This is a genomic window from Devosia sp. (genome assembly GCF_028290435.1).
Classification (GTDB): Bacteria; Pseudomonadota; Alphaproteobacteria; order Rhizobiales; family Devosiaceae; genus Devosia.
The window spans coordinates 36,911-58,523 of sequence record NZ_JAQGJV010000042.1 but is presented as its reverse complement, the minus strand read 5'-3'; the positions used below and the strand labels follow the sequence as shown (position 1 = coordinate 58,523).

General features: G+C 61.5%; 19 protein-coding genes, 2 tRNA genes and 2 pseudogenes. 10 read left to right on the top strand and 13 right to left on the bottom strand.

Annotation, left to right across the window (positions count from 1 at the left end):
- Positions 1-91 precede the first annotated feature (91 nt).
- From JWP26_RS10865 to JWP26_RS10840, 6 genes are all read left to right on the top strand, one after another.
- On the top strand, positions 92-1,363 hold the full coding sequence (locus tag JWP26_RS10865) for a sugar ABC transporter substrate-binding protein (RefSeq protein WP_299727088.1): 1,272 nt from the start codon (positions 92-94) through the stop codon (positions 1,361-1,363).
- 80 nt (positions 1,364-1,443) lie between these two features.
- A complete protein-coding gene (locus JWP26_RS10860) occupies positions 1,444-2,298 on the top strand; it encodes a carbohydrate ABC transporter permease (RefSeq protein ID WP_299727086.1) in 855 nt (284 codons plus the stop codon).
- Positions 2,298-3,134, top strand: coding sequence for a carbohydrate ABC transporter permease (locus JWP26_RS10855; RefSeq protein WP_299727084.1), 837 nt, complete (start codon positions 2,298-2,300; stop codon positions 3,132-3,134). Before JWP26_RS10860 ends, JWP26_RS10855 begins: the two co-directional genes overlap by 1 nt.
- 49 nt (positions 3,135-3,183) lie before the next feature.
- Positions 3,184-4,101, top strand: a complete 918-nt coding sequence (locus JWP26_RS10850; RefSeq protein ID WP_299727081.1) for a nucleoside hydrolase — start codon at positions 3,184-3,186, stop codon at positions 4,099-4,101.
- 88 nt (positions 4,102-4,189) lie between these two features.
- Positions 4,190-4,615 (top strand): gluconate 2-dehydrogenase subunit 3 family protein, encoded by a 426-nt coding sequence (locus JWP26_RS10845; protein WP_299727078.1) that lies wholly within the window; start codon positions 4,190-4,192, stop codon positions 4,613-4,615.
- On the top strand, positions 4,605-6,251 hold the full coding sequence (locus tag JWP26_RS10840; RefSeq protein WP_299727075.1) for a GMC family oxidoreductase: 1,647 nt from the start codon (positions 4,605-4,607) through the stop codon (positions 6,249-6,251). Before JWP26_RS10845 ends, JWP26_RS10840 begins: the two co-directional genes overlap by 11 nt.
- A 162-nt stretch (positions 6,252-6,413) precedes the next feature.
- Here JWP26_RS10840 and JWP26_RS10835 read toward each other — a convergent pair whose 3' ends face one another.
- Positions 6,414-7,004, bottom strand: a complete 591-nt coding sequence (locus JWP26_RS10835; protein ID WP_299727072.1) for a TetR/AcrR family transcriptional regulator — start codon at positions 7,002-7,004, stop codon at positions 6,414-6,416.
- 103 nt (positions 7,005-7,107) lie between these two features.
- On the opposite strand from JWP26_RS10835, the gene JWP26_RS10830 reads away from it, so the two are divergent.
- Positions 7,108-8,265, top strand: coding sequence for an FAD-dependent monooxygenase (locus JWP26_RS10830; RefSeq protein WP_299727069.1), 1,158 nt, complete (start codon positions 7,108-7,110; stop codon positions 8,263-8,265).
- Between the two features lie 260 nt (positions 8,266-8,525).
- On the opposite strand, the gene JWP26_RS10825 is transcribed toward JWP26_RS10830, so the two are convergent.
- From JWP26_RS10825 to JWP26_RS10785, 9 genes are all read right to left on the bottom strand, one after another.
- Positions 8,526-9,530: an SIS domain-containing protein gene (locus JWP26_RS10825; RefSeq protein ID WP_299727066.1), complete on the bottom strand. Its 1,005-nt coding sequence runs from the start codon at positions 9,528-9,530 to the stop codon at positions 8,526-8,528.
- Between the two features lie 35 nt (positions 9,531-9,565).
- Complete coding sequence (locus JWP26_RS10820) at positions 9,566-10,468, bottom strand: N-acetylglucosamine kinase (RefSeq protein WP_299727063.1); 903 nt, start codon at positions 10,466-10,468, stop codon at positions 9,566-9,568.
- 35 nt (positions 10,469-10,503) lie between these two features.
- Positions 10,504-11,619: an ABC transporter ATP-binding protein gene (locus JWP26_RS10815; RefSeq protein ID WP_299727060.1), complete on the bottom strand. Its 1,116-nt coding sequence runs from the start codon at positions 11,617-11,619 to the stop codon at positions 10,504-10,506.
- A 13-nt stretch (positions 11,620-11,632) separates the two neighbouring features.
- Entirely contained in the window at positions 11,633-12,487 is an 855-nt protein-coding gene (locus JWP26_RS10810; RefSeq protein ID WP_299727057.1) for a carbohydrate ABC transporter permease, read from the bottom strand.
- On the bottom strand, positions 12,484-13,371 hold the full coding sequence (locus JWP26_RS10805) for a carbohydrate ABC transporter permease (RefSeq protein WP_299727055.1): 888 nt from the start codon (positions 13,369-13,371) through the stop codon (positions 12,484-12,486). The genes JWP26_RS10810 and JWP26_RS10805 overlap by 4 nt, the downstream gene beginning before the upstream one ends.
- Positions 13,372-13,439: 68 nt before the next feature.
- The gene (locus JWP26_RS10800) at positions 13,440-14,711 is read right to left on the bottom strand and encodes an ABC transporter substrate-binding protein (protein ID WP_299727052.1); all 1,272 of its coding nucleotides are present in this window, start codon (positions 14,709-14,711) and stop codon (positions 13,440-13,442) included.
- Positions 14,712-14,834: 123 nt separating this feature from the next.
- Positions 14,835-15,995 (bottom strand): ROK family transcriptional regulator, encoded by a 1,161-nt coding sequence (locus JWP26_RS10795; protein WP_299727049.1) that lies wholly within the window; start codon positions 15,993-15,995, stop codon positions 14,835-14,837.
- A gap of 436 nt (positions 15,996-16,431) precedes the next feature.
- Positions 16,432-16,505, bottom strand: a tRNA-Gly gene (locus tag JWP26_RS10790).
- 88 nt (positions 16,506-16,593) lie between these two features.
- A tRNA-Tyr gene (locus JWP26_RS10785) sits at positions 16,594-16,678 on the bottom strand.
- 182 nt (positions 16,679-16,860) lie between these two features.
- On the opposite strand from JWP26_RS10785, the gene rlmB reads away from it, so the two are divergent.
- Both rlmB and JWP26_RS10775 read left to right on the top strand, forming a co-directional pair.
- The gene (gene rlmB / locus JWP26_RS10780; RefSeq protein WP_299727046.1) at positions 16,861-17,613 is read left to right on the top strand and encodes a 23S rRNA (guanosine(2251)-2'-O)-methyltransferase RlmB; all 753 of its coding nucleotides are present in this window, start codon (positions 16,861-16,863) and stop codon (positions 17,611-17,613) included.
- The gene (locus JWP26_RS10775) at positions 17,613-18,002 is read left to right on the top strand and encodes a hypothetical protein (protein WP_299727043.1); all 390 of its coding nucleotides are present in this window, start codon (positions 17,613-17,615) and stop codon (positions 18,000-18,002) included. Before rlmB ends, JWP26_RS10775 begins: the two co-directional genes overlap by 1 nt.
- Before the next feature lie 35 nt (positions 18,003-18,037).
- Here the strand turns inward: JWP26_RS10775 and JWP26_RS10770 are convergent, their stop codons facing one another.
- Positions 18,038-18,841: an ABC transporter ATP-binding protein gene (locus JWP26_RS10770; RefSeq protein WP_299727040.1), complete on the bottom strand. Its 804-nt coding sequence runs from the start codon at positions 18,839-18,841 to the stop codon at positions 18,038-18,040.
- Positions 18,774-19,684: pseudogene (locus JWP26_RS10765) on the bottom strand (aldo/keto reductase). Before JWP26_RS10765 ends, JWP26_RS10770 begins: the two are co-directional and overlap by 68 nt.
- Positions 19,685-20,171: 487 nt before the next feature.
- On the opposite strand from JWP26_RS10765, the pseudogene JWP26_RS10760 reads away from it, so the two are divergent.
- A pseudogene (locus JWP26_RS10760) lies at positions 20,172-20,351 on the top strand (helix-turn-helix domain-containing protein); the annotation flags it as partial.
- Between the two features lie 174 nt (positions 20,352-20,525).
- Here the strand turns inward: JWP26_RS10760 and JWP26_RS10755 are convergent.
- On the bottom strand, positions 20,526-21,596 hold the full coding sequence (locus JWP26_RS10755; protein ID WP_299727037.1) for a zinc-binding alcohol dehydrogenase family protein: 1,071 nt from the start codon (positions 21,594-21,596) through the stop codon (positions 20,526-20,528).
- Positions 21,597-21,613: the final 17 nt, after the last annotated feature.

Sequence of the window (21,613 nt, the reverse complement as noted above, 5' to 3'; positions counted from 1 at the left end):
GATCGCATTGACAGCCGATGGAAAGCCGTCCTAGCGTATGCACGCGGGTGCAGGTCTCCTGCCTCGACCCGGTTTTCTGAGGAGGAACCAAGTGTCATTTGCCATCAAGAAACTCAGCCTCGTGGCGCTGGCTGGTATGCTTGCCTACGGGGCAAGCCCAGTTTTCGCACAAACCATCACGCTCAACTTCCTGACCGCCGAGAAGGACGAAACTGTCGCCCCGGTCATCGAAGGCTTTGAAAAACTGCATCCCGATATCGACGTGGTTCACACCACGGTGCCTTTCGACAGCATGAATGCCACCATCGAAGCCCGCGTCGGCGGACAGGACCCGAGCATTGACGTGTTCCTGGTCGACAGCCCGCGCGTGCCCGCCATGGCCAGCCGCGGGTATCTCGCAAACCTCAACGACGAGCGTGAAAAGGCCGACGCGGTCTCCAACGACGTTGCCATGGGGATCATCAGCTACAAGGGCGACATTTTCGCCCTGCCGGCTTGGACCTCGACCCAGATGATGTTCTACAACAAGGACTTGCTGGACAAGGCAGGCATCGCCTATCCGGGCTTCAAGGCCGAGGACCGGCTGACCTACGACCAGGTCGTCGACGAGGCCAAGAAAGCCCAGGCCGCCGGCGCCAAATACGGCTTTATCCCCGAGCAGATCGATCGCTATTACCAGCTACAGCCGCTGTTCGAATCGATTGGCGGCGGGCCCGGCTTGACTGGCGAAGACATGCTCACGCCCGACGTCACCAATCCCAAATGGATCGAAGCGGCGACGTTCTATTCCTCGCTGTTTGAAAGCGGAGTTTCGCCCCGTGGCGTGCCGGTCGACCAGATGAGCTCGACCTTCACCAGCGGCGACACCGCCTTCTATATTGGCGGCCCCTGGAATTTCGCGGCCTTCAACGCCACCGAAGGCCTGCACTATGGCGTCGCGCCGGTGCCGTACTTTGCCGGCGGCAAGCCGGTTGTTCCGACCGACTCCTGGGCCATCGCGGTTAGCCCTTATGCCGCACATCCGGCTGAGGCCAAGATGTTCGCCGAATACTTCTCGCTCGATCCCGAAGGCGCCCTGCTCTCGGTCAAAAACAACCCGATCCCGCCCGTCAACGAGATCGCCTACAAGACTTACATCGAAACCATCGCCGGCCTTGATCCCGAAATCGGCCCTGCCGCCAAGGAAATCATGACCTACGAGCTGGCCAACAATTCGGTCAGCCGGCCCCGTTCGATCGGCTACGTGGCGTTCGAGGAAATCATGAACCGCGCCTTCAGCGACATTCGCAATGGTTCGGCCGTGCAGGCGACGCTGGATCAGGCCCAGCAGCAGCTGACCTCGACACTGGCCCGTATCCAGTAAGATCGAGCCAAGCTATCGAGCGCGCCGGCCCCATGGCTGGCGCGCTCCACGCAAGACTGCCGACGGCTGGAGGGGCGTCCATGACACGAAACAAGAAACTGCTCTGGGCGTTGCTATTCCTGGCACCGGCGATCATTTCGGTGATCATATTGCGGCTCTGGCCGGCCTTAATGGCGCTGCACGAGTCCCTGCTGGCGCCCCGCGCTTCCACCTACAGCTTTGAAAATTATACCTATATTTTTTCCGATCCGGTGTTCCGGGGATCGCTGTGGACGACGCTGTTCTATTCGGTGATCGTCAATCCGTTGCAGATTGCCGTGGCCCTGGGCCTTGCCCTGCTGATGAACAACAAGCTGCCCACCACCGGCTTCTGGCGCACGCTGATCCTGCTGCCCGTCGCCATTCCCCAGAGCGTGTCCGCCGTGGTCTGGTCGGTCGGCTTCCGTCCCGACGGCCTGATCAATGCCCTCCTGGGCATGTTCGGCATCGGCGAGCAGCGCTTCCTGACCAGCCCGGAACAGGCTCTCGCCTGCATCATCATCATGGTGAGCTGGGTGGGCGTCGGCTACTGGATGACCTTCCTGATCGCCGGCCTGCAGGACATTCCGAAATCGCTCTATGAAGCCGTCACCATCGATGGCGCCAACAGTTGGCAGCGCTTCCGCTACGTGACACTGCCGCAATTGCGGCGCCCGCTCACCTTTGTGCTGGTGGCCGATACCGTGGCCAATTTCCTGGTCTTCGCACCCGTACAGATCCTGACCAAGGGCGGCCCGCAGGGGTCGACCAACCTGATTATGAACGAGGTATACACCCGCGCTTTCTTGTCCGGCGATAAAGGCAGTGCTGCCGCCGCCACCGTAGTTCTGGTGCTGATGGTCTTGATCATCGTGCTGCTGCAATTCCGCCTGATGAGCGACAAGGGAGCCGACTGATGCGGAACATGAGTGCCCGCGGGGCCCTGCAACTCGCCGTCATCGCGGCCTTCGGCCTGCTTTTCGTGCTGCCTTTGTGGTGGGTATCGATCAGCGCCTTCCGGCCCGAAGACGATATCTTCCGCTACCTTAATCCGCTCAGCTTGTGGACCTTCTTCCCCAATCGCGTGACCTTCGAACACATCGTCACCCTGTGGACCAGCCCGTTCGCGCGCGCCATCTTCAATTCGCTCTTCGTCGCCATCGCGACCGTGGCCGGTGGCCTCGTGGTGTGCACGCTGGCCGCATTCGCACTGGCGGTCATCGAATTCCCCGGCCGCTCGCTGGTGTTCACGATCATGATCGTGAGCTTCCTCATTCCCTTCGATGCTATCGCCGTGCCGCTCTACAACGTCATGCGTGGCTTTGGCTTGCAGAACTCCTATCTCGGCCTGATCCTGCCGGGCATCGGCAATGGACTGACGGTTTTCCTGCTGCGCCAGTTCTTCCTTGGCCTGCCCTCGGACCTGCGCGAGGCCGGGATGATCGACGGGATGGGATATTTCCAGATATTCTGGCGCATCTACCTGCCGCTCAGCGTGCCGGCCCTGATCAGCGCCGGGCTGATCATGTTCATCTTCCAGTGGCAGGCCTATCTGTGGCCGCTGCTGATTGCGCCTGCCACCGAATATAAGGTCGCGGCGGTCGCCATCGCCCAGTTCTCGAGCGCCTATGACGTCAATTTCGGCGTCATCTTTGCCGGCGCCATGTTCGTCTCGCTGATCCCGATGGTGATCCTGGTGGCATTCCAGCAGTATTTCACCACCTCGGTGGCGGCCACCGGCGGCAAGGAATAGCTGCAGGCCAACCCACACTTTCAAAAACAAATAATCTTGGAGGAATACCGTGCCCCTTTCCGATGCCGATCGCCTGAAGCTGCTCGCCCCCCGCGCCGGAAAGCTGCGCTGCGTGCTCGATACCGACACCTATAACGAGATCGACGACCAGTTCGCTCTGGTCCAGGTCGTGCTGTCGCCGGAGCGACTGTCGCTCGAGGCCATCTATGCGGCGCCATTCTTTAACGAGCGCTCGACCGGGCCCGGCCACGGCATGGAACTGAGCTATGACGAAATCTTGGCGCTGCTCGAGCGCCTCGACATCGACCCCGATGGCCTGGTCTATCGCGGCGTGCAGGACTATGTCGGCTTCGCCAAGAAAGCTCTGGAAGCTCCCGCCGTCGACGACCTGATCGCCCGCGCCCGCAGCGGCTCGCCCGATAACCCGCTCTATGTCATCGCTATCGGCGCCATCAGCAACGTGGCCTCGGCGCTGCTCAAGGCGCCCGACATCATCGATCGCACGGTCGTGGTCTGGCTGGGCGGCAATGCGCTGGAATGGCCCAACCAGCAGGAATTCAACCTCAAGCAGGATGTGGGCGGCGCCCAGGTTCTCTTCGACAGCGGCGTGCCGCTGGTCATCGTGCCCTGCAATGGCGTGGTTTCGCACCTGCACTCGACGGTCCCCGAGATCGAGAAATACGTCGAGCCCTACGGTGAGATTGGCAAATTCCTCGCCATGCGCTTCAAGGAATATGCCGACGATCACACTGGCTGGGCCAAGGAAATCTGGGACATGGCGCCGGTCGGCTGGCTGCTCGACGAAAGCTGGGCGCCCAGCGTACTCGTGCCCACGCCGATCATGACCGACAACACTACCTACAGCGTAGATCGCGGTCGTCCGCTGATGCGCTACGTCACCTATGTGCAGCGCAATCCGATCATCAAGGACTTCATCCTCAAGCTTCAGGCCCGCGCCGGCGCCTGACCACAAGCACTCAACTTTGCTGCCAGAGCGTGACAGTCGTCACGACCTCTGGCAGCCTGCCCACCCCACATGTTCCGAGCCCGTCATCATGACCAGCCAGGCAAATCTCGCGACCCCTACGCTTCGCGCCGTCATCGGCCGGATTATCCCCGCAGATCAGGATCCCGGCGCGCTGGATCTCGGCGCCGATAACTATGTCATCGCCCGGCTGCTTGAAAATGAGCCGCTGTCACAGTCCATTCAGCACGGACTTGTCCAGCTCGACACCGCTGCCCACAGGCGTTTTGGCAGCGCCTTCAATCAGCTCCCACCCAGCGAGCAGGACAAACTCATCACTCTCGATCAGCACACCAAATGGTTTGCCGCCCTAGCCGAACTGACCGCGGAGGGCTTTTACGCCGACCCTGCCAATGGCGGCAATCGCGATGCCCTGTCCTGGCGCATGATCGGCTATGAGCATCGCCTGCCCGATGGCCCCAACGGCCCCATGCCAAAAGCCGACTATGAGCGCTGATTATGACTGCATCATCGTCGGGGCCGGCGCAGGGCGCACCATCGTCGCGGCCCTCCTGGCCGAAGCCGGCAAACGCGTCCTGCTCGTCGAACGCGGTCGCGAAATGTCCTACGCCCGCGACGGCCGCCGCGACCACCTGCGCAACCAGCGTCTTTCCAGTCACGGCCACAATGCCGGCCCCGATGTCGACGGCAATCCCCGCGTCTTCGTCGCCCAGGACGGCACCGAACATATCGTACGACCGCACGAGCCCGGCTATCATAACAATGCCGCGGCCGTAGGCAGCGGCACCGTTGTTTACGGCGCACAGGCGTGGCGCTTCCTCCCCGACGATTTCCGCATGGCCAGCCGCTATGGCGTTCCCCAGGGATCGTCGCTGACCGACTGGCCGATAGGCTATGCCGATCTTGCGCCATTCTACGAGCAGGCCGAACAGCAGATAGGCGCGGCCGGCGACAGTCTCGGCAATCGCCAACAGGGACCAAGAGGCGCCGACTATCCCATGCCCCCGGTAGCGCAGCACCACAGCGCCGCGACCCTGCAGCGGGGGGCAGCCGCCCTGGGCATGAACAGTTTCACCCCGCCGCTGCTGATCAACACGATCCCCCACGCCGGCCGCGCCGCCTGCATCGGCTGTGGGTCCTGCGTGGGTTTCCCCTGCCCCAGCAATGCCAAGAACGGCACGCAAAACACCATGCTGCCGCGGGCTCTGGCCACCGGCAATTGCGAACTGCTGCCCAACACCATGGTCACCTCGATCGATACCGACGCCTCAGGCAAGGTGACCGGCGTGACCTTGCTTGCCGACGAAGACGGCACGCCGCAACGCCGGGGCGTTACTGCCGACGCGGTCGTCGTCAGCGGCGGCGCGATCGAATCCGCGCGTCTGCTGCTGCTGTCACGCTCGGCCCGGCATCCCGATGGCCTCGGCAATGCCAATGGCCAGGTCGGACGCCATCTTCAGGGTCACTATTATCCTTCCATTTATGGCTGGTTCGATCAGGACGTCCACGACGACGATGGGCCTGGCGTCACCATCGCCACCACCGACTTCAACCACGGCAATGACGGCATAATCGGCGGCGGCATGCTGGCGGATGACTTCATCATGCTTCCCGCCATCTTCCGGAAAACTGCCCTACCGCCCGACCTGCCCCGCTGGGGTCAGCCGGCTAAGGATTTCATGCGCGACGGCTATCGCCGGGTGCTGTCGATCAAGGGACCGGTGCATGAAATCCCAAGTCCAGACGCGCGGGTGTCGCTCGATAGCCGCGTCACCGATCGCTTCGGGCTGCCCGTCGCAAGACTGTCGGGCACTACCCATCCCGAAACCGTGCAGACGGCGCGCTTCATGTTCGAGCGGGCGCGTGATTGGATGACGGCATCGGGAGCCACGCGCGTATGGGGCCGCGAGCCGGGCCTGCAATTGTCGGCCGGCCAGCATCAGGCGGGAACCTGCCGCATGGGCGACAGACCTGAAGCGTCAGTGACCGACCAGTGGGGTCGCGTCTGGGGCCACGACAACCTGTTCGTCTGCGATGCCTCGCTGCATCCAACCAATGGCGGCTTCAACCCCGTGCTGACCATCATGGCGCTGGCGTTTCGCAACGGCGCCCATCTCGCCTCACAGCTTTAAGCCATTTTAAGGTGGCCCGACCACGTCGCTAACCTGGCCGCCGACGAGTCACGCGGCAATTGCTGCTGCCTGTTTCGCCGACGAACTCCTTGGCGGCCACGCGGGCCAGACACGGGCTATCAGCCTGCCACTTGGTCGTCCGTTGCTTCGGCCGGCCCTGCCCTACAGGTTCTGAGCGACCGCTACGCTTCGCCACCCTTGGTCGATGACCGCGAGAAAAGTCGCAGTGGCGCTTTCGCCGTCATGACTGAGGCGAAACACTCGGTGCCCCTCGAGGAAGGCTGTTGTCAATGTGGCCGTGATGAGCGCAGCGGCCAGATTGGTCGAGGTATCCGGCACTCTGGAGTCTGTTCCGCTCGATAGCGCAACGGCGATCGTCGCCGTGAGTTCGTCGCGGATTGCCCTGGCCCGTGCCTTGAGGGCTTCACTGGCCATGACTGTCGCCACGAACTTTTCGCTTCCCGGCATGAAGCGCGTGTAGGGCCTGCGCTCGGCGACCGCCTGGTGCACGAACAGCCTCAATGCTTCCACGGCCTGTAGATCGCCATCCTTGTCGAATTGCTCGAAGGCTTGATGCAGGTCCTCGCGGCCGAGCTCATCGAGATCGAAGAACATGTCTTCTTTTCGCGGGAAATGGTTGAACACCGTCATGCGGCTGACGTCAGCCGCTACCGCGATATCATCTACCGTCACCTGGTCGAAGCCGCGTTCCACAAACAGCCGGGATGCGACGTCGGAGATGTTCTGGCGCATGGCCAGGCGCTTTCGGGAACGCCGATCCAGTGGGGTTGACACTCCGTGAGCACCTCCATATTTATACTCAGTATAATAATATGCTTAGTATACGAAAGCAGTCATGACAGTTCAAGGTAACGACGCCCCCAATCGGCTCGAGAAACACACCGTTCTTGTCGCAGGAGCAAGCTTTGCCGGGCTCGCCACCGCTTACTGGATGAACCGGCTGGGTTATCACGTGACTGTCGTTGAGGTCGGCAAGGGTCTCAAGCGAGGCGGTACGCCCGTCGATATAAGGGAAGGCACCGTCGACATCATCAAGCGCATGGGCCTGTTCGAACGCACTTGGGCGCGCAAATTGCAGACGCGCTCCATGGCGTTCAAGAATGGCGACGGTGTCACGGTCGTGGAGACGCCTGCTCAACCTGCCGAGGAACAGAGCGCGTCCGGCGATTACGAGATCGATCGAGACGTACTCCTCGATATCATGTTTGACGCCGTAAAAGATGATGTTGAGTTCTTGTTCGGCGATAGCATTGCCGCACTGGACGAGACGGCAGACCACGTCGTGGTGACGTTCAAGGGCGGCTCACGTCGTTCCTATTCGCTGCTGTTTGGATGTGACGGCAATCATTCGTCCGTGCGACGTCTACACTTCGGACCGGAGTCCGAATATGCGTTCTTCCTGCAGAACTATTTCGCGGTTGAGGTTGTCAGCGGGCTGCTGATCGAAAGCAATACGTCCGTCATTTATAACGTGCCGGGCAAGGCCGTCATGATCAACAGCTATGAGGACAAGACAGACATCGTCGCGACCTTCTTCTCGGAGAAGGAAATTCCGTACAACTACCGCGATCAGGATGAGCAGCGACGCATTTTGATGAGTCATTTTTCCAAAGAGAACGCCACCTTGCGTGGATGGCTGGCGAAGATTGGCAACGCCGAAGATTTCTACTTCGACAAATTTTGCCAGATCAGGATGCCCAGTTGGACCAAAGGCCGCGTGGCCTTGGTTGGCGATGCTGGATACTGTGCTTCTCCGGCTGCCGGCATGGGAGGATCACTGGCAATTGTGGGCGCCACGGCTCTGGCTGATGCATTTGCGAAGCATCCGAGCAATGTCGCAATGGCGTTTCGGGAATATAACGAAAGCCTGCGCCCCTTCGTCGAGCAGGTGCAGGCGGACGCCATCGACTTTGGCCTCGACATGTTCGCCCCCCGCACCGCAGAGGCTATCCAGGATAGAAACGCCAATTTGACAGGTAACTCGCCTCCGTAGCGTGTCGACCGTTCGCATCTTGGGGTCTGGCAGAGCGTTGAGCACAGCTTAGTCACGCATGAGGGGTTCCACGTTCAAAAGTGGGCTGTCCACCCCACGTATGAGCTTCCAGCGTCCTAAGCTCCCTGGCTGAGTTTGAGATTTCTCTTGAGATCGTCTAGCAGTCGATGTGGTCTGCAAACCGGCCGCCCTGCCGTGGTCCCACAATTTCGACTGCAGCGGCACGGCTCCATGCCGCTGCAGAAGGTAACCAGTAGGACTCAAAGTGCCTCGAGCTGCGGGACCTTGGTGTCGCTCATCTTGTAGCGGAATTTGGTATCGGTCAGCCCGGCGGCGTCCGACAGTTCGGCGGCCAGGAGTTGGGCGGCGAAGATATCCAGAATTGCCTGGGCGATCAGGTTGTTGGCCTTCGGCACTTTGACGACCGTGAGGTGTTCCCCGTTGGGGACTCCGTCGGCAGTCGTTACCAGCAGAGTCGGGCAAGCAATGCTGTCGAGATGCTGCGCCAGTTCGATCTCACGTCCGGCGCCGAACACGACGACACCGGTGGTGGAGTCCATGGATTCCATTGGCCCGTGCAGATAGTGCCGGGTGTCATATGCGGCGGCGGGAATGCGGGAGGCTTCGCGGATCAGCAGCGAGGCCCCATCGGCGGTGCCGAGCGCCGCCCCCGCGCCGACGCAATCGATGGCGCGCCGATCGCGGAACAATTCACCCAGTCGCGACATGTGGCTGGCGGCGCCCGATAGCACGTCACGCGCCAGTTCCGGGATCGCGGCAAAGGCGTCGTCGGTTTCACCCAGCAGCTTTTCAAAGGCTATGCCCATGGCAAGCAGCGTCGCGGTGTAGCCCGTGCTTGATGGCGTGGCGTCCCCGCCATTGTTGAGGCGCAGATGCAGGTTCGCGGCCTTGGCGAGCGGGCTCTGCTTGTCGTTGGTAATGGCAAGGCGCGCAGCGGCAGGCAGGCGCTCCAGCGCCGTCACGGTCTCGACGCTACGGCCACGATGCGACAGTCCCACCAGCGCATCGCAGAGATTTCGGCCGTCATACATGTCGACGGAACGGATGGCGAAGGCACGGCGACCCTTGGCCTGCAACTCGGCGGCTCCAACCACGGCGGCGACGAAACTTGCGCCAATGCCGGTGATGCCGATGACCGGCCTATCCAGGATGGAAACATCAAGTCCGGCCAGTTCGGCGCGGCCGGCGGTGTAGGTGTCAGCCAGCGCCTCGGGCTGGCGGGCGACAGTGGCGCGATAACTCATCAGAAATATCCTTTGTTGAGGAAGCCGGTGCGGGTTCAGTTCGCAGCGGCTTGATGGGGTGAGGTGGCGAGCCGGACAGCGAGGCGGCAGGCGCCTTCCACCGGTCGGCCGGAAAAAAGACGGGGGGTAATTTGTGGTGTTGAGGCCGAAAGGGCATCGACAAAGGCCTGCCACAGGCGCGGTTGGGAGACGATGACGCTACCGCCCGCGACCGCATGAGTAGCGAGGGCCCCACGGCGATGCAGATGGCCGACAAGTTCGGCAAGGGACTGGCCGCCCTGACGGACAACGCCCGCCGCAAGTTCCGAGCCGTTCTCGGCTGCATCGAACACCGCAACCGCGAGTGCGCCGACGGCAGTGGCGTTGCCCAGTTGAGCCAATACCGTGCCCAAGCGCGGCACTGAGGTGAGCCCGAGCGCAGCAATGATGGCTTCGACCAGCGGTTCGCCGCGCGCGCCGCCTCTGTCGAAATGCCGCGATACCGCACGGACCGCGTCACGTACCAGACCCCCGGCACCGCCATCGTCGCTGATGATCCAGCCCCAGCCGCCGGCGGTCATCATTTCGCCGTCGGGGCCCCGGCAGACCGCAATTGAACCGGTGCCGGCAACCACGCCGATCTGGCCGGGAAGATCAAGCGCGAGCGGCATCAATTCGGCGTCGTTCACCACCTCCACCGGGCTCGTGGTGCGCGCGGAGATGGCAGACTGAAACGCGAGACATTCGGCAGCATCGTCGCAACCATGCGCACCGACGCCGATGGCAGCGATAGGGGCGCCCTCGGCCAATAGCGACATCATACCGACCAGGCCGGTCGCATCATCGTTCCAGTTTCGCACGCGCCAGTCGCCGCTGGGCACCACCAGGTCGCGCTCCGCGCCACCCGCCAGAGGAATGGCCCGCAAATGGGTCTTGGTGCCGCCGATATCGATGCCCACGATCAACGCGTCAGCGCCGTGGATAAGAGGAGCGATCATTGCTGGACCAGGCCCCTGCCCCGAAGGCGCAGGCCGTCGGCCGCGAACAACAACGCGCGTTCAAGGTCCAACGCAACGCGCGCGGTGTGACCGATCCGTCCTGCATCGCGCCCGGCGCGTAGGGTAACGCGCGTGCTATCGGGCAGATCGAGATGAACGAAGCTCTCGGCACCGAGTTCTTCAACAATGGCGACACGGCCCTCAAGCACGAGGCACTCCGGCGACGTTGCGCCCTCTGTGACCAGACGCAGATGCTCCGGGCGGATGCCGATGGTGACCGGACCGGCCGCGACCGTGATCCCGACGATCGGTAGCACCGCGTTACCACCGCCCCCGATGCCGGTGAGGCGTACGCCAGTTGCGTCGGCACCCACGAGCGTTGCCGGGAGGAAGTTCATCTTGGGCGAGCCAACGAAACCGGCAACGAACTGGTTGTCGGGATCGTCGTAGAGGACCAGTGGCGCACCGGCCTGCTGGATGCGGCCACCGCTCATCACCACCATCTTGTCGGCCAGCGTCATGGCCTCGACCTGATCGTGGGTCACGTAGATCATGGTCGTGCCGAGCCGGCGATGGAGGTCCATCAGTTCGGCACGCATCTGCACGCGGAGTTCGGCGTCCAGATTGGACAGCGGCTCGTCAAACAGGAAAACGCGGGGTTCGCGCACGATGGCGCGGCCAATGGCGACACGCTGTTTCTGCCCACCGGAGAGCTGACCGGGCTTGCGCTCGAGCAACTTATCGAGCTGCAGGATACCTGTTGCCTGCTGCACCCGCGCAGCGATGAACTCGGCTGTCTTGTGGGCCATGCGCAGGCCAAAAGACACGTTCTGGAATGTCGTCATATGCGGGTAGAGCGCATAGGATTGAAAAACCATCGCGACGCCGCGCAAAGCGGGCTCGACGTCGTTGACCACCTCATTTTCGATCGAGATGGTGCCGGCGCTGACGTCCTCGAGGCCTGAGATCATGCGCAGCAAAGTGGATTTGCCGCAGCCCGAGGGGCCAACGAACACCACGAACTGGCCGTGCTCGATATCGAGGTTGATATTCTCGAGAATCCTGGTGTTGCCAAAGATCTTGGAGACTGCGGAAATGTCGATGAAAGCCATATGCGTGCTCCGATTAGCCCTTGGTTCCCGACATCGCGATGCCTTCGACGATCTTTCGTTGGAAGATCAGGAAGAAGAGCAGCGGCGGGATTGCGGCCAGAAGATTTGCTGTCATCACCGTATCGACGGTGTGGTGCGAGAGAGGCGAATTGAACATGCCCACCACCTGCCCGACCGTGTACATTTCGGTACGCGTGCCGATGATCAGCGGCCACATGTAGTTGCCCCAAGTCTGGATGAAGGTGAGGATGGCCAGCGTGATCATGGCGTTGCTGCACAGGGGCAGTGCCACATGCCAGTAGATCTGGAAGTGGCCGGCGCCATCCAGCCGCGCCGCTTCGATCATCTCCTTGGGCACCGCGCGCATGAACTGCACCAGCATGAACAGACCGAACGCTGAGGCCAGGCCAGGCACGACGAGGCCCTGCATGGTGTTGAGCCAACCCAGCCGGCTGGTCAGCAGATAGGTCGGGATGATGGTGACAGCGGTTGGCACCATCAGCGCGAGCATGACGATGCCGAACATGATGCGGCGGCCGGGGAATTTGAACAGCGAGAACTCGAACGCGGCCAATGAGGCGATCAGCAGAACGCCGACGATGGTGAGCAGCGCGTAGGTGATCGAGATGAAATAGGCGCCGAGATAGCCTGTCTCCGTGAAGATCATGCGGATCTTGTCGATACCGGCGCTCAGCGAGGTGGGCCACAGTCGCGGGTTGAGCGACACGGGCTCGCCAGGCTGCGAGAAGACGACGTTGAACATCCACCAGATCGGGAAAACCGCGACGATCGCGATAGCAATGGCGAGGGTCCATTTGAGCACGGTCCAGACGGTGACCGGGCCGCGCAAAGCGGTGGTGCGGCTCATTTGCGTTCACTCCAGGCACGCAGCGCGAACATCAGCGCCGTGACGAAGACAATGGCGACGGTCAGCAGGAACCCGTAAGCGGCGGCTTCGCCGAATTTGACGCCGCCAAAGGCGCGCCCCATCATGTCCATCACTGGAAACAGCAGGGCATTGCGGCGGCCGCCATAGGAGGTGAAGGACGAGCCGGTCAGCAGCCATGGCTTGTCGAACACCTGCATGGCCGAGATCAGGCCATAGGTGAAAACGAAGAACAGCACCGGGCCAAGCATGGGGATCGTGATGTGGGTGATCTGCTGCATTTTGCTGGCGCCATCCAGGCGTGCAGCCTCATACAGCTCGGTCGGAATATTCTTGAGACCGGCAAGGATGATGACCATGTTGAAGCCGGCCGAAACCCAGATATCAACCGCGACCAGCGCGTAGATCATTGACCCGGTGTCGTTGAGGAAATTGACCGAAGGCACGCCGAACCAGCCCAGGATCATGTTCAACAGGCCGAAATTGGGGGCGTAAATCCAGCGCCAGATCGTGGCGGCGAGGAACGCCGGCAGCACCACGGGCATGAAGAAGGCGTTGCGGAAAAAGTTGGCCCAACGGCCGGTGAAACTGTCGACCAGAAGTGCAAGGCCAAGCGCCACGAAGATGCCCAGCGGCACCGTGATGGCGATGTAAAAGAACAGATTGCCCATCGCCCGCAGGAATTCGCGCGAGACGAGGATGCGATCGTAATTGCCGAGCCCAACGAATTCGGGCGCCTTGACGCCGTTCCAGTCGTGGAAGCTGTAAAACAGACCGCTCAGGATTGGATAGAGGAAGAACGCCGCGAACAAGATCATGAACGGGGCAATCATCAGATAATGCGGCAGGTAGCGACGGAACGACATGAACAGCCTCTGTCTATGCTGCGGCCGACGGGGAACGTCGGCCGCAGCGGTGTATTAGACTTGACCGATTATTGGGCCAGGCAGCCGTTCAGTTCGGCGATCATCTCCTTGGCGCCTTCGGCGGGTGTGTATTCCCCGTCGGTGGTGGCCGAGGCGTAGTCGATCACGGTCGAATTATAGCAGCTGGGCATCGTGTCCACGAAGTAAGGGGCAGCCAGATCCATTGCGCCATGGGCGGCCTCGACCGATACCCTGATCAGCGGCAATGCACTGACCTCCGGATCGGCCATGGCTGCGGCGTTCGCATTGTAACGCGACAGCAGCTTGGCCCAACGTGCCATCTGCGTCTTTTCGGTGATGAACGAGGCGAACTCGAAGGCCACCTCTTCGTTTGGACCAGGCGCCACGCCAACGATCTCGTAGCTCCGCACGCCGCCGGTCTTTCCGGCCGTGTCGCCCGGGATCAGCACGAAGTCGTACTTGAGGCCGCTCGATTTGGCAGCTTCCTCGTAGGTCGGGTTTACCCACGGCCCGATGGTGTGGAACGCCAGCTGGTTGGAGATGAACAGATCCTTGGTGGCCTGGTCGTTGCGGCTGGTACCCGTGTTGAGCGGGGCCATGTCCACAAACTTCTGCAGCACCTTGGTCATCGTCGCTTCGTCGATGCGGGTAGTGTGGTTATCCCAGTTAAAGCCCCAGGTCTGCGAATTGCCAGAGGTCGCGTAGATTTCGCCGATCGAATTGAACACCAGCGTTTCGTCAGGGATGGCAAACATGCCGGCTTCCTTGACCTTCTGCATCTGGGCAAACCACTCGTCCCAGGTTGTGGGCGGCGTGGTGGTGTCGATGCCGGCTTTCTCAAGCACGGTCAGATTGCGGAACAAGAGCGAGCCGAACCCCGTATAGGGCAGACAATAGAGCTCGTCCGGCTTGGGCATGCAGGTCGCCAGCGCGTCCTTGTCGAATTGGTTACGCACGTCCTCGGGCAGAGCCATGAACTTGTCGTAGATATTGGCGAGAGCGCCCACTTCGACCAGCTGCGCCCCAATATGCTGGGCGTTCATGAAGACGTCGGGGAGGTTGCCGCTGGCGGCGCCGGCGACTTGGCCGGCGGTGAGATCGTCATCGCCCTTGCCGGTAATGTTGACCTTCACGCCCGGATGGGCGTCGGTGAATTCCTTGATGAACTCCTGCTGCATGGCAAGCGCATCACCCTGCGCGAAGTCCGAATAAACCCAGTATTCCAGGGTTACATCCTGCGCAAACGCGGCCCCAGCTCCCCCGGCCGCCAGCAGAGTAGCGCCGGCGATTGCCGCACGCAGTGTGGTGTTGGTCCTCATGAAGTCCTCCTATCGCTCCCGCCGCACATGGCTCATCTCTCCGGGCAGGGAGTGTTAGGCACCTTAACTAATTAATGACGGAGGGCAATAGGCTTCGTGGATTGAGCACCCGATTTCGATGTGTCAGATGGTTTCGCCGAGGGCCAGCAACAGTCCGCGCTCCATGGCGAGGCGCTCGATGCCGAGCACGGTGGCGTCCGAGCCGAGGTCACTGCTGCGCACTTCGGCCGAATAGGAGAGCCGGCGAACCGTGTCGCTGACGCCAGGCAGCAACAGAGGCGACGATCCGAAACCGCCGCCAAGCACCACGACACCCGGGTCAACCACGCTCACGCAGGAGGCGACGATGGCGCCAATATCGGCTGCGTGCTTTGCCACGTGACGCTGAGCCCCAACGCCGCCGTTTCCGGCCATCAGCAGCAGTTCGGTCGTATCGAGGGGCGGAGCGCCATCATCTGGTGACCAATCGGCATGAACGCGGGCCATCAGGGCCTCAGTGCCGAGGTAATGCTCGACCTCCCCTGGCCGTGGCTCTGTGCCCGGCGCGAAAGGGAAAGCAAGGTGGCCGATTTCGCCGGCGGCCCCGTATCGGCCGCGGATCAACTGGCCGCCCAACACCAGCCCCATGCCGATCTTGAGCCCGATCTGAACATAGGAGAACGTCTCTTCGCCCTGCGCGGCGCCATAATGCATCTCGGCCACGGCCGCGCAGTTGACGTTGTTTTCCAGTAAGACCGTCGTCTGCTGGGGCGGCGTGAATGCGGTGAACACGACGTTCTGCCGGCTCGCCTCCGCGTCGCCATCCGGACCAACGACGCGCGTTGGCACCGCAATGCCCAATGTGCTCAGCGGTCCCCACTCCGGCAGGGTCGCCGCCAGAGCCGCAGCCACCTCGGCCGCCACCGCCCGGCTCACCTCGGCGCTGACCTCAAACTGACGCATGGGCAGACGGTGCACATGACTATAGAGCAGCCGCCGATCGAGGGTGGAAACGCGTAGTCGTATCGAGGTTGAGCCGGCATCGACCGCCATCACGTGACCGGCCTGCGGCCCAACGCGATATTGCGAGGCACTGCGCCCAAGCGGCCCACGCACAGCGCCGATCATTTCGACGTAGCCAAGATTTTCCAACTCAGCGATGGCCGCCGACATGGTGGGACGCGACAGACCAAGGGCCGAGCCCATATTCGGCCTGGTCGACGGACCATCGAGCACCAGACTACGGAAAACGGCCTTGGCGCTGCCGGTAATTGAGAGCCTCGCGGCGACTGCCTCAGTCCACACTAATGGGTTCCTCGAACTCGATTAGACATTCGTCCATCTCACGTCTGTCCAAGTTCCCGTCCATTGTCCAGCAGGCAAGCGAAAATCTAAGTGTTGGACCATGCCGGCCCAAATCAGCAATGCCGCAAGCGTCTGCTTTCTGGTGTCGCTGACCAAAAGCGGACAAGCCCACTCCATCTCGGCGGTTGCCGGCAGAACTGATTGAGCGGCAGAGGCGCGCTGCCCTTTATAAGTCCCCCGCAGGCGTGCCCGGCTTTTCAAGGTATCGAAAAATCTCGAAACGAACATCGGTCAGCGCCGATAATGGCAAAACGACAAATTAGGGAAAGACCCGAACTCAACGATCCTATTCCCGCGCTGGAAAGTCTTTCGATACGTCCGTGAAACGGACCGATGGGCTCAGTCGTACAACCGCAACAATTTCATAGAGAAGAGCTGGAGCGGGTAGCGGGAATCGAACCCGCATATTCAGCTTGGAAGGCTGCTGCTCTACCACTGAGCTATACCCGCCCGTTTGGCATGGGCCATGCGAGGATCGCTCGATGCTAGTTTCAATGCCGGGCCAAGGCAATGCCGGGCGGCATTCGAAACAGCGAAATGGTGGAGGGGACTGGATTCGAACCAGTGTACGCTAAGCGAGCAGATTTACAGTCTGCCGGATTTAACCACTCTCCCACCCCTCCACTGACTACGTCGCACGAGCGGGATAACGAAGCGCCTGGGCGCGTCGTCGGGCGGTTTATGGTGATCTGTGACAGGAGTGTCAACTGCTGTTGCAACTTGCCCGCAAGAAATCCAGCATGCTTGTTCATATAGGCACCCGGAGCGGCTTGCTGGACCCGCCCAAAGGCGCTACCCCTGCCCCATGAGCTTCAACAAATTTCCCGCCAAACCACGCTACGATCCCGATGACGGTCCGGTCTATCTTTATGGCCTGCACACGGTCCGCGCCGCGCTGGACAATCCCAACCGCACCAAAAAAGTCTTGTTGGTCACCCCTAACGCCTTGAATAGGCTCAAGGAAACCGGCGAGATCGGCAAGGTCTCCGTCAAGGAGACCACGCCCAAGGAACTCGATCACCTGCTCGGCGACGATGCCGTGCACCAGGGCGCGGCCCTGGAAGTCGATCCGGTCAGCCGCTTCGGCCTCAATGATATCAATCCCTTACGGCTCGTCGTGGTGCTCGACCAGATCACCGACCCGCACAATGTCGGCGCCATCCTGCGCACCGCCTGCGCTTTTGGCGCCGATGCGGTCATTACCACGGCGCGCCACTCGCCACGCGAGACCGGCGTCATGGCCAAATCCGCCTCCGGCGCGCTCGATCTGGTGCCGATGATCGAGGTGAAAAACCTCGGCGATGCAATCGAAACTCTCAAGAAACGCGGCATGTTAGTGCTGGGCTTTGATTCGGAGAGTGAACACCAGCTCAAGCCGCGCAGCGGCGACGTCCCGCTGGCGATCGTCATGGGCGCCGAGGGCAAGGGCCTGCGCCAGCGCACCCGCGAACTCTGCGACGAGGTGGTCAAGCTCGACATGCCCGGCCCGATCAAATCGCTCAACGTATCCAACGCCGCCGCCATCGCCTTGTTCGCGGCCACTGCCGGACGTTCCTGATGTCGCTCTTCGAACCCTTCGCCATCGCCCTACGCCTGTCGGGGGTCCGTGTAGGACAACTTGAGCTGGATGGGGCGCTCAAGCGCCTGAGCAGCCGCTTTGAGCCCGAGGATGACGCGGATAGTTCCTACGCTCAGGTCGACGTGGACGTGGACAATCCTGTCCGCGCAGTCCTGGAACTTGCGGAGAACTGCGGGCCGGCCATCGCCGCCATGCTGGCAGATCGCCGAATCGGCAAGGCTGTCCTCGATATCGCCTTCGACTTCCCCGAGGAGGGCGAGGCGATGTCGACCCGCCTACCCGCCCACATGGTCGCCGCCATCGCCGGCCACGACATCGATATCGAAGTCTCGGTCTATCTCACCGACGTCGAAGAGGCCGAGGACTAGTTTCGCACGTCCGCAAAAGCAGACGCTACCGTGGGTTAAGTGAGCAGAGGCATGGCGTCCCCGGCTGCGTCGAACAGCACGGCTTTATCGGGCGTGAAGCCGAGAGCCAGATCCTGGCCGAGGGCGATATTGGCGTCGCCATCGAGCGCGGCGATCAGATTGCGGCCGCTGGGCAGGTTGAGGCTAACGATGGTTTCGTTGCCGAGGCGCTCGACCAGCCCGACCTTGCCGTGGATGGGACGCGTGTCGGCAAAGGCGAGATAATTCGGGCGGATGCCGAGGGTGAGCTTGTCGCCGACCGACGCCTTGCCGATCGCCGGGATGGTGATGGCGGCTACTTCATCCGATGCCACGGTTATGCCCTCGGGTCCTATGGCGCTGACCGCGACCCCAAGGAAATTCATCTTCGGGGAGCCGAGGAAACCGGCGACGAAGAGATTGGCAGGGCGGTGATAGAGATCGAGCGGGGAGCCAAGCTGCTGCACAATGCCGTGGTTGAGGACGACTATCTTGTCGGCCAGGGTCATTGCTTCGACCTGATCGTGGGTGACATAGATCATGGTGGCGCCGAGATCCTGGTGGAGCTTTGAGAGTTCCATGCGCATATCCAGGCGTAGCGCCGCGTCGAGGTTGGATAGCGGCTCGTCGAACAGGAAGACTTCCCGTTTGCGCACAATGGCGCGGCCGATGGCGACGCGCTGGCGCTGGCCGCCGGACAGTTGAGCGCGCTTGCGTTGCAACAGATGTTCCATCTGCAGGATACGAGCGGCTTCACGAATCTTGGCGACGCGCTCCTTCTCCGGCGCCTTGGCCAGTTTGAGGCCGAAACCGCGCGCCAAAACCGCCTTCCGACAGGATTTCCTTGATCTTGGCCAGGTCCTCCGCTGTCAGCACCATATCGGCAGCGAAGCGTTCCGCCTTGCGGAAGCCGGGGATCGGCACAATGTCGTTGCCTTGCGCGAGCAACCGGGCGAGCGCCAATTGCGACACTGTGGCGCCCCTCAAACTGGCAAGCTCGGTCCACTGGCGAACAGCTTCGACATTCTTCTCGAAATCGCCGGGCTGCCAGCGTGGGTCGCCCCGGCGCATATCGCTCTCTTCAAGTTCGCCGGCAGGCCTGACCGCACCGGTCAGAAAGCCACGACCGAGCGGCGAGTACGGGACAAAGCCGATACCGAGCTCGTGCGTGACCGGAAACAGGACTTCAACCTCGCGCTCAAACACAGAATACTCGGTCTGGAGCATTGCGACTTCCTGCACGGCGTGCGCTTTGCGGATGGTTTCTGGTCCGGCCTCGCTCAACCCGAAATGCTTGACCTTGCCCTCGGCAATCAGGTCTTGGACGGTGCCGGCGACATCTTCGATTGGCACATTGGGATCGACGCGGTGCTGGTAGAGCACATCGATATAGTCGACGCCGAGATAGCTCAGGCTGTTCTCGGTGACGTCGCGGAGGTGCGCGGGCCGGCTGTCGGTTCCATAAGCGCGGGTAAAGCCGAACTTGGTTGCCAACACTACGTCATCGCGGAAGCCTTTGACGGCGCGGCGATGAACTTCTCGTTGTCACCCCAGCCATAAAGCTCGGCTGTATCGAAGAACGTCACGCCAAGATCGTAGGCACGACGGATTGTCGCCAGCCCCGCCTCTTCGTCGGCGGAGCCGTGGGCCAGATGAAAGCCCATGGCGACGTAACCGATGGCAGAGACTTCCGGGCCGTTGGTGCCCAGTTTACGTTTTTGCATGACCGTACCTTTCGTTATGTGAAAGGAATCTGGGTTACGGGCAGGCTTTTCGCCATGCCTGATGGTCCTGATAAATTGCCTGATCCCGCCGAGGGGTTGATCTTTTCAGGCAAGTGGCCCCCTGATGAGGCATGGACAAACTCGATGAAATCCGCGCCTGGCAGTCCGTCACGCCGGTGTCAAACATCCCGGCATGCCGCGGCTGAGCGTCATTAGCATCACTGAGCCGACCAAGATGAATTGCCTGGTTTTTGACCCGATGGCATTCATCCTGCTGCAAGCACCAAGCGGACGATAATCGGGGATCAGGTGTTCGAATATGGCCCCGGACAGACCATGGTCGTCGCTGCCGAGGTTACGGCCATGGGTCAGATCATAAGGCATCGCCGGAAAAGCCTTTCCTGGCGATCAACCTCCCGCGGTGATCATGAACGTGGTGCTTTACCTGTCCCAGACCCAGGAGCTGCAATACCAAAAGCACATCCGGCTGCAGGAAGCCCGCCGTCGCCTGGTTTCCAAGGAGGCCGACGCGGCCTCCATATCGTTCGCTGTCGGCTATAGGAGCACCTCGCAATTCAGCAGGGAATACAAGCGCCTTTTCGGCGAGCCTCCGCGTCGTGATGCCAACACGGTGCAAACGATGGTCGAACTGCCTCGCAATAAGCGTAGAGGCGTCTGGTTTTTTCCGTGTTTTCGTACGGTCCTCGGTGTCTGTTTTCTGAGATCAAAAAGCGAAGCTGCCAGTCCCTTCCCGCCCCACCGGGGCCGAAGCAGCCTCCGTTCAGTCCAACGGTTCGAGGCGCACCAATATCTTGGTGAAACTGCCGGGCTGGCTATCCCAGCGTGCCAGCGCAGCTGGAGCGTCGGCAAGACTGACAGTCGCGCTGACGATCAGGTCACCAGCCTCCGGATGCTCCGTCAGCCAGGCAATAACATCGTCGAAATCCGAACGCATGGCATTGCGTGAGCCACGGATATCGAGCTCCTTGGTGATGAACTGTTTGGTGTCATATTCGACAGGGTGCTTGGCGTAGCCGATATAGACGATCCGTCCGCACTGCCCGACAATATCGACCGCCTGCAGGAATGTGGCTGTCGTCCCGACAGCTTCGATAGCGACGTCCGGCCCCTCCGGCAGGATGGCGGCGATCTGGGCGCCGACGTCGCCATCTGCGGTACAGATGATGCTGGCGGCGCCGAGCTTTTTGGCGACCTCAAGCTTTTCGGGGCTCACATCGACGGCAATGACCGTCGCTCCACGGCGCAAGGCTCCCATCAGGACACCCAGCCCGATCATGCCACAGCCCAGAACCACGACCGTTTCTCCCCGGTTAATCTGGGCGCGATTGACCGCGTGAAAGCCTACCGAACAGGGCTCTATCAACGCCGCATCTCGCAGCCGCACTCCACCAATGGGCAGGACTTTCTCCCGCGGCACGACCACGCGCGCGGTCATGGCGCCTTCGCGCTGAACGCCCATTGTCTGGTTGTAAAGGCAGGCATTCGGCCGGCCGGCCCGACACGCCCGGCACTTGCCGCAGTTGAAATATGGCAGCACTGTCACGCTTTCGCCGACCGAAAGGCCTTCGACCCCAGCGCCCAAACTGGCGATCGTGCCCGCGATTTCATGTCCCGGCACACGGGGATAGCTGACCAGCGGGTTAAGCCCGCGATAGGAGGTGAGGTCCGACCCGCAATAGCCAACGAAGGCCAGATCGATGGCGACTTCGCCGGCAGCGGGCACCGGAACCGGCACCTCGATGATTTCGGCATTTCCAGGAGACGTGATGACGAGCGCTTGCATGAGCGTGAACCATTTCTGATTGGTATTGTTGGGCGGGCGGCGGGTCATGATGACTGCGCCCAGCC